We start from the raw sequence: 6,487 nt of genomic DNA, 5'->3' as shown, positions 1-6,487 counted from the left end.
CTCCTGCAAGGATCGCTTTCTTTTGGTCACTTTTCTTTACGAGTAAAGAAAAGTGACATCCCACACGTTCCAAAACGGCCAACCCCGTACAGCCGCGACAGCAGCTAGATGCAATAAAACCCCGCCCACAACGCACCCCCCGCGTCAGCGGGCCACGCCGAACACCCGCTTCACCCTCTCCCACATCACACCCACCATCATCGCTACCGGATTCATCTGCGTGACCTGGCTGCGCTCGCTCTCCGACAGCGACGGGTCCATCTTGCGGGCGACGTTCTTGCCGAAATCCGCCATCATGCGCCGGACAAAATCGCGCACCAGCCCGGAGCGGGAGAACTGCGCCAGCGGTCCTTGCAGGGAGTACTGCAGGTCGATCAGCACTTCGGTCTCGCCCGCCGATATCGCCTGCAGCACATAGGTGATATCGCCAGCGGCCTTGGAGTTGCTCAGTGAATCCTGCCCCGCGCCCTTGAGCACGCCGCGCCGGTTCGCGTCGTCCCGCTCGAGCCGCGCCGCGCCGTTGAAGCGCGCCGCCATCGGTCCGAACTTGATCGCCACATGCCCCTTGACGCGATCGCCATCCTGCTCGGTGAGCGCCGCGCCCGACAGGCAGCTTGCCACCGCCGGCAGGTCCGCCATGAAGCGCCACACGTCGTCGGCCGGGAACGGCACCTTGAAGCCGCCGTCGATGCGCGACCAGCCCTTTTTGTCGGCGCTGCGCTCGGCTTCTTCCTTGGCGGCAGGCTCGGCGTGGGCCTGGACAGCGCTGTCGGCTGCAGGCGTGAAGCAGACGAACTCGCGTTTCACCTCCACGGCTACGGCTTGCACCGTGCTGCCCGCAGCGCGCGGCTTGCGCTGCGCCAGCACCGAGCTGATCGCGGCCACGATCCCCATATAGCCCGTGCAGCGGCAGAGGTTGCCCGATAGCTCATGACGGATGGTTGCCTCATCGGCATCCGGCAGCCGCAGCACGATGTCGCGGGCGGTGGCCAGCATGCCGGGTGTGCAGTAGCCGCATTGGAGCGCGTGGTGCTGGTTGAACGCGGCGCGCAGCTCGCGCATCACGGGGTCGTCGTCATAGCCTTCGATGGTCACCACCTTGCTGCCGGCGCAGGCGCTGGCAAAGGTGATGCACGAGCGCACGGGCTTGTCGTCGACCAGCACGGTGCAGGCGCCGCAAACCCCGTGCTCGCAGCCCAGGTGGGTGCCAGTCAGGCCCTGTCCGTCGCGCAGGAAGTCGCCCAGGTGGGTGCGGTGCGCGCAGGCGCCGGCAGCTGCGCGGCCGTTGATCGTCAATGCGATGGTTTCCACTGCGGCCCTCAGTTAAAAAGTTGTTCGATGCAGCGCGTGACGGCAACGCAGCAGAGCTTGCGGTCGATCGCATCCTTGGCCGGCGTGGCCTGCGTCACGGCGGCCAGCACGGCCTGCGGCGTGAGCGCGGCGGGGCCGTGCGTGGCAATGTCGCTGGCGAGGCCGCGCAGCAGCGCCGGCGCGCCGTCGAGCGCGCCCAGCGCGATGCGGGCAAAGCGCGTGGACGGATCGAAGTACGCGGCGCAGCTGGCCTCGGCGAACTCGCCGGTCTTGCGGCACAGCTTGTGGTAGCCCCAGCGCGCGGCCTCGGGCTGGCTGGGCACATGGACAGCGCAGATCAGCTCGCCTTCGGTGAGCGCCGTGGTGTACGCACCCAGCATGAACTCCGTCATGGGCACGATGCGCGTGCCGGCCTTGGATGCAAGCTCGATCTGCGCGCCGACGGCGGTCAGCACCACCACCCAGTCCGCCGCGGGATCGGCGTGCGCCAGGCTGCCGCCGATGGTGCCGCGATTGCGGATGGCGCGGTAGGCGATGCCGCGCGCCACGGATTGCAGCATGCCGCCGCGCAGTGCCGGGAATTCGCCATCCTCGATCTGCGCATGGGTGACCGCCGCGCCGATGCGCACGCGATCCTGCTGCACGGCGACCGTGCGCAACTCGGCAAGCTTCGACAGATCGTAGATGGCATCGGGCCGCGTCAGGCGCAGGTTAAGCATCGGGCCCATGGACTGTCCGCCGCCCATGACCTTGGCGTTGTCGGTGCGGTCCGCCAGCGCGGCGCAGGTGGCGGCCAGCGTGGGGGCCGCGTGATAGGTGAATGCAGCTGCTTTCATGATGGTTCAGGCCGCCTCTCTGGTTGGCGTGGCTTGCGGATTCCGGGCTTGCTCGGCGCGGGCCAGCGCTTCGAGCACCTTGCGCGGCGTGAGGGGCGTCTCCAGCAACTCCACGCCGAACTGGCCCAGCGCGTCGTTGACCGCGTTGAAGATGGCCGCGGGGGGCGCGATGGCGCCGCCCTCGCCCATGCCCTTGGCGCCGAATTCCGTATGCGGCGACGGCGTCTCGAAATGGTGGATGCGGATCGAGGGGATCTCGGTCGGGCCGGGCAGCATGTAGTCGGCCAGCGTGGAGGCCAGCGGCTGGCCGTTGCCGTCGTAGCGCATCTCCTCGAACATGGCCGTGCCGATGCCTTGCGCCACGCCGCCATAAGTCTGCCCTTCCACCACCATGGGGTTGACCATGGTGCCGCAATCTTCCACCACCACGTAGTCGAGGATCTCGACGTGGCCGGAATCCGTGTCGACCTCCACCAGCGCGGCGTGGGTGGAGTACGTGAAGCTGCCGGTATCCACGTTGGGCTTGTAGCCCATGGTGGTTTCCAGCCCGGTGGGATCCACATTGGCGGGCAGCCGCTGCGGGTTGATGTACCAGGCGTTGGCGATTTCGCTGATCGGCACGGCGGCCTCGCCCGCCGTCACCGAACCACCTGCCAGCGTCGCCTCGTCCTCGGGACACTGCAGCATATGCGCGCCGATCTTCAGCAAGCGCGGCACCAGCGCCTTGCAGGCGCGCGATACCGCACCGCCCGACATCACCAGCGAGCGCGAGGCATAGGTGCCGGTGGAGAATGGCGTCACGCCGGTGTCCCCGTGCACGACCTTCACGCGCGACACATCGATGCCGAGGATCTCGTGCGCGATCTGGGCAAAGGTGGTTTCCATGCCCTGGCCATGCGAGTGCACGCCAACGCGGACTTCCAGCCCGCCGTCCGGCGTGATGCGCACGGTGGCGGAATCGAAGCCGGGAATCACCGGCGTGCCCCAGGCGGCGAACACCGAGGTGCCGTGCGCCGATTGCTCGGTGTAGGTGCCAAAGCCCACGCCGAGATAGCGCGAGCCGGCCGAAGGATCGTTCAGTCTTTGACGCTGGCGCTCGCGGATGCGCGCCAGCCCGATCATCTCCGCGGCCTTGCGCACGCTGGCCGGGTAGTCGCCCCCGTCGAAGTGCTTGTTGGTGACGTTGACGTAGGGCATGGATTCCGGCTGGACCAGGTTCTCGCAGCGGACTTCCCACGGCTCGCGCTTGACCTCGCGCGCCAGCGCATCCATCAGCAGTTCCATGGCAAAGCACACGCCAGTGCGCGCCACGCCGCGGTACGGGACAAAGCCGGGCTTGTTGGTGGCCACGCATTCCGTGATGCAGCGGTAGCCATCGAAGGCGTACGGCCCCGGCAGGTTGCCGATGGCCTGGCCCGGTTCGAGGCCGATGGTGAAGGGCCACACCGAATAGGCGCCACCGTCGATGGCGATCCTGGCGTCCAGCGCCAGCAAGCGCCCGCGCGCGTCGGCGTAGGCCGTGACCTCGTAGTGGTGCTCGCGCGAGTTGGCGCCCGCGGTCAGGTGTTCGCGCCGGTCCTCGATAAAGCGGAACGGCTTGCGGTACGTCATGGCGAGCCAGGCGATGCACAGTTCCTCTTGCTGCAGCACGCACTTGTAGCCAAAGGCGCCGCCCACGTCGGGCGAGATCACGCGGACTTTCTCCTGCTCTAGGCCCAGGCAATGGCTGAGCACCGTGCGGATCATGTGCGGCACCTGGGTGGCGCTGTAGACGATCAGCTGGTCGAACTGGTGGTCCCAGTAAGCCAGCACGGCCTTGCCTTCCATCGGCACCATGCACTGGCGCGCCAGGTCGATCTTGCGGCTGACCACCACGGAGGCCGTCTTGCTGAGCGTGTCGAAATTCTTGTCGGCGGTGAGTGTGAGGAAGTGGTTGTCCTTCCAGTGCTCGTGCACGCGCGTGATGTCGCTGCCCTGCCGCGCGCCATCGACATCGGTGAGCGCCGGCAGTTCATCCAGCTCCGCGACGATGCGCTCGGCAATGTCCTCGGCTTGCGCGCGGGTCCGCGCGAAGGCCATGGCGATGGGCTCGCCGACAAAGCGGACCTTGCCGGCAGCCAAGGGCGGCTGCGCCGACGGCTGGTACGACGGGAAAGCCGAGTCGGCCACGATGTCGAGCGCGCCATGCATGTCGTCACGCCCGATCACCGCATGCTCCAGCCCCTGCGGCTTGTGCAGCGCCAGCAGCCGCGCGTGCGCCATGGGGCTGCGCAGGAACGCAACCTCCTGCAGGCCGGGCATGGCGATGTCGGCGACGAAGCGGCCCTTGCCATGCAGGTGGCGCGCGTCCTCCTTGCGGGCCACGCGCGCGCCTACGCCCTGCCCGCCTTCCTTCTCGATGTGGTCTTTGTCCATACATTCCTCCAGCCCGGGCTTGCCGCCGTCCGTGACTGCTTTGTGGGGTTCGTGGGGTCCGTCGCGCTCGTGGCGTTCGTGAACGGCGATCGTCCTGGCAACCGGCTGATCGATAAGCCATACCCATGCGCCAGTGCGCATGCGCGCCGCATATATTCAGTGCACTGAGCGTATCGCCACATTGGCGAAGCAAACGACAACCGTCAATTGGGGCTTTAGCCGATGCAGTGCGCGGGGCGCCGCTCAGAGCCGTGCCAGTGCCGCCAGCGCCTGCTCGCGTGGCATCACGGCGGCGTATTTCTGCTCCATGTCGAACAGGTTGGCCGCGTGCGGCTGGATTGCGCGGTCGCCCACGCAGTCCGACACCACCAGCGGGCGGAAACCGTGCGACATGGCATCGACCACGCTGGCGCGCACGCAGCCGCTGGTGACCGCGCCGGCCACCACCAGCGTGCGCACGCCGCGCTGCGTCAGCCACGCCGCCAGCGACGTGCCGAAAAAGGCGGACGGCACGGTCTTGCGCACCACCAGTTCGCCATCGCGCGGGGCCAGTTGCGCAACGATCGCGCTGGCCTGCCCATGCTCCTTGAGCGTCAGCAGGCCGGGCACCTTCAGCGTGAAGATGTTCCGGTCGCCGTCGTCGTCGGCAAACACAATGCGGCTGTGCGCCACCGCCCAGCCCTGTTCCCGCGCGCGGTCCAGCAGCGGCACCGTGTTGGCGATGGCCTCGGCGATATTGCCGCCGCCGAACATCGCCGGATCGGCGAAGCCGTTGACGAAGTCGACGATCAGCAGGCCTACGGGGCCCTGCAGCGGCAGTTGGGTGCCGAAGCCCTGGCGCTCGTAGGTGGGGAGTTCGCAATGTCTCGTCATTTGCTGTTCCGTCCGTCCAGTACCTTGCCTTGCCGGACCACGTCCTCGCCGTCCAGGCTCACGGTGCAGTTACGCAACGGGATATCGATATGGCAGGCGGTGGTGCGGCTGCCGCCTGCCTCGTTGTTGGGGCCGAGCGAGAACAGGAAATTGCCCTCGTAAGCCCGCGCGTCCATGCCGATCGAGGCCTCCCTGTCATACAGGCCCAGCGTGGACCACCGCGCGCGCGGCTGCAGGCCCCAGCCGATGTGCGAGATGGCATAGGCCTCGCGGTCGTTGAACGATGCCATGTAGTCGTTCAGCAGCTCGGCATCCAGGCCGCCTTCGATGCGCGTGGCAAAGCCGCCTTCCACGGTCAACTCGACCCGATCCGCCACGTAGCCCTTCTGCGGCAGCAGGATGTCGCCGCTGTCCAGCACGATGCGCCCGCTCGCGCCGCCCTCGTTCGGCCAGGTCAGCACGAAGCCGCTGGGCCAGTGATCCCAGCGCCCCGGCTCGTCGACAAAGCCGTACTCGCTGATGGCGGGAAATTCGCCGAGCGGGCAGCGCAGGTCGGTGCCCGCGTCAGATGTCACCGTCATCTCTTTCGCCCGCGACAACCGCGCGTTGGCGGCGCTCACGCGCTCGCGATCGGCTTCGGTGGGCACCATGCGCACCAGCACTTCAGGCGGCTCCACCGCCAGCAGGATCTTGGTGCCGGTCTTGAGGATATCGTGCTGCTCGGGCGAGAACAGCAGCGTCATCAGGTCCAGCACCAGGTCGCTCTCCTTGAGCGCGGCAATGGCCGCGCGGTTGCCGGTGAGCGCCGTTGTGCCCAGGTAGGCCAGCGGATCGCGGCTCAAGGCCTTGTCTGCGTTGACGGGCGGCAGGTCCAGGCGATTGACGATGGCGCCCATCGCCTGCGTGGCAACCAGCGCGCAAGACAACGTCTGCGGATGCGTGGCGGCGCTGGTGAGAATGGTGACGGTCTGCCCGGGCGCGAGCCGGGACAGCGTGAGGACCTGTTTCCAGGCCTGGATCAGGGCGTGGTCGCTGACTGGCATGCTCTCTCC

5 protein-coding genes are annotated in these 6,487 nt (G+C 67.6%); all 5 read right to left on the bottom strand.

The window, feature by feature from the left end; translation table 11 throughout:
* Positions 1-144 precede the first annotated feature (144 nt).
* Entirely contained in the window at positions 145-1,311 is a 1,167-nt protein-coding gene (locus AB4061_RS05010) for a xanthine dehydrogenase family Fe-S subunit (RefSeq protein ID WP_441631452.1), read from the bottom strand.
* Positions 1,312-1,319: 8 nt separating this feature from the next.
* Entirely contained in the window at positions 1,320-2,147 is an 828-nt protein-coding gene (locus AB4061_RS05005; RefSeq protein ID WP_441631450.1) for an FAD binding domain-containing protein, read from the bottom strand.
* Between the two features lie 6 nt (positions 2,148-2,153).
* Positions 2,154-4,562, bottom strand: coding sequence for a xanthine dehydrogenase family protein molybdopterin-binding subunit (locus AB4061_RS05000; RefSeq protein ID WP_441631448.1), 2,409 nt, complete (start codon positions 4,560-4,562; stop codon positions 2,154-2,156).
* A 243-nt stretch (positions 4,563-4,805) separates the two neighbouring features.
* Positions 4,806-5,435: an isochorismatase family protein gene (locus AB4061_RS04995; RefSeq protein WP_441631446.1), complete on the bottom strand. Its 630-nt coding sequence runs from the start codon at positions 5,433-5,435 to the stop codon at positions 4,806-4,808.
* The gene (locus AB4061_RS04990; RefSeq protein ID WP_441631444.1) at positions 5,432-6,478 is read right to left on the bottom strand and encodes a 2,5-dihydroxypyridine 5,6-dioxygenase; all 1,047 of its coding nucleotides are present in this window, start codon (positions 6,476-6,478) and stop codon (positions 5,432-5,434) included. Before AB4061_RS04990 ends, AB4061_RS04995 begins: the two co-directional genes overlap by 4 nt.
* Positions 6,479-6,487 lie beyond the last annotated feature (9 nt).

The sequence above is a fragment of the Cupriavidus sp. YAF13 genome (assembly GCF_052113425.1).
Taxonomy (GTDB): domain Bacteria; phylum Pseudomonadota; class Gammaproteobacteria; order Burkholderiales; family Burkholderiaceae; genus Cupriavidus.
Note: the sequence above shows the minus strand (reverse complement) of the source record. Positions and strands in the feature narration are given on the sequence as shown.

Excerpts from the sequence above, each read along its gene's own strand:
- AB4061_RS05005 (WP_441631450.1), bottom strand. The coding sequence starts at position 2,147 with ATGAAAGCAGCTGCATTCACCTATCACGCGGCCCCCACGCTGGCCGCC.
- AB4061_RS05000 (WP_441631448.1), bottom strand. The coding sequence starts at position 4,562 with ATGGACAAAGACCACATCGAGAAGGAAGGCGGGCAGGGCGTAGGCGCG.
- AB4061_RS04995 (WP_441631446.1), bottom strand. The coding sequence starts at position 5,435 with ATGACGAGACATTGCGAACTCCCCACCTACGAGCGCCAGGGCTTCGGC.
- AB4061_RS04990 (WP_441631444.1), bottom strand. The coding sequence starts at position 6,478 with ATGCCAGTCAGCGACCACGCCCTGATCCAGGCCTGGAAACAGGTCCTC.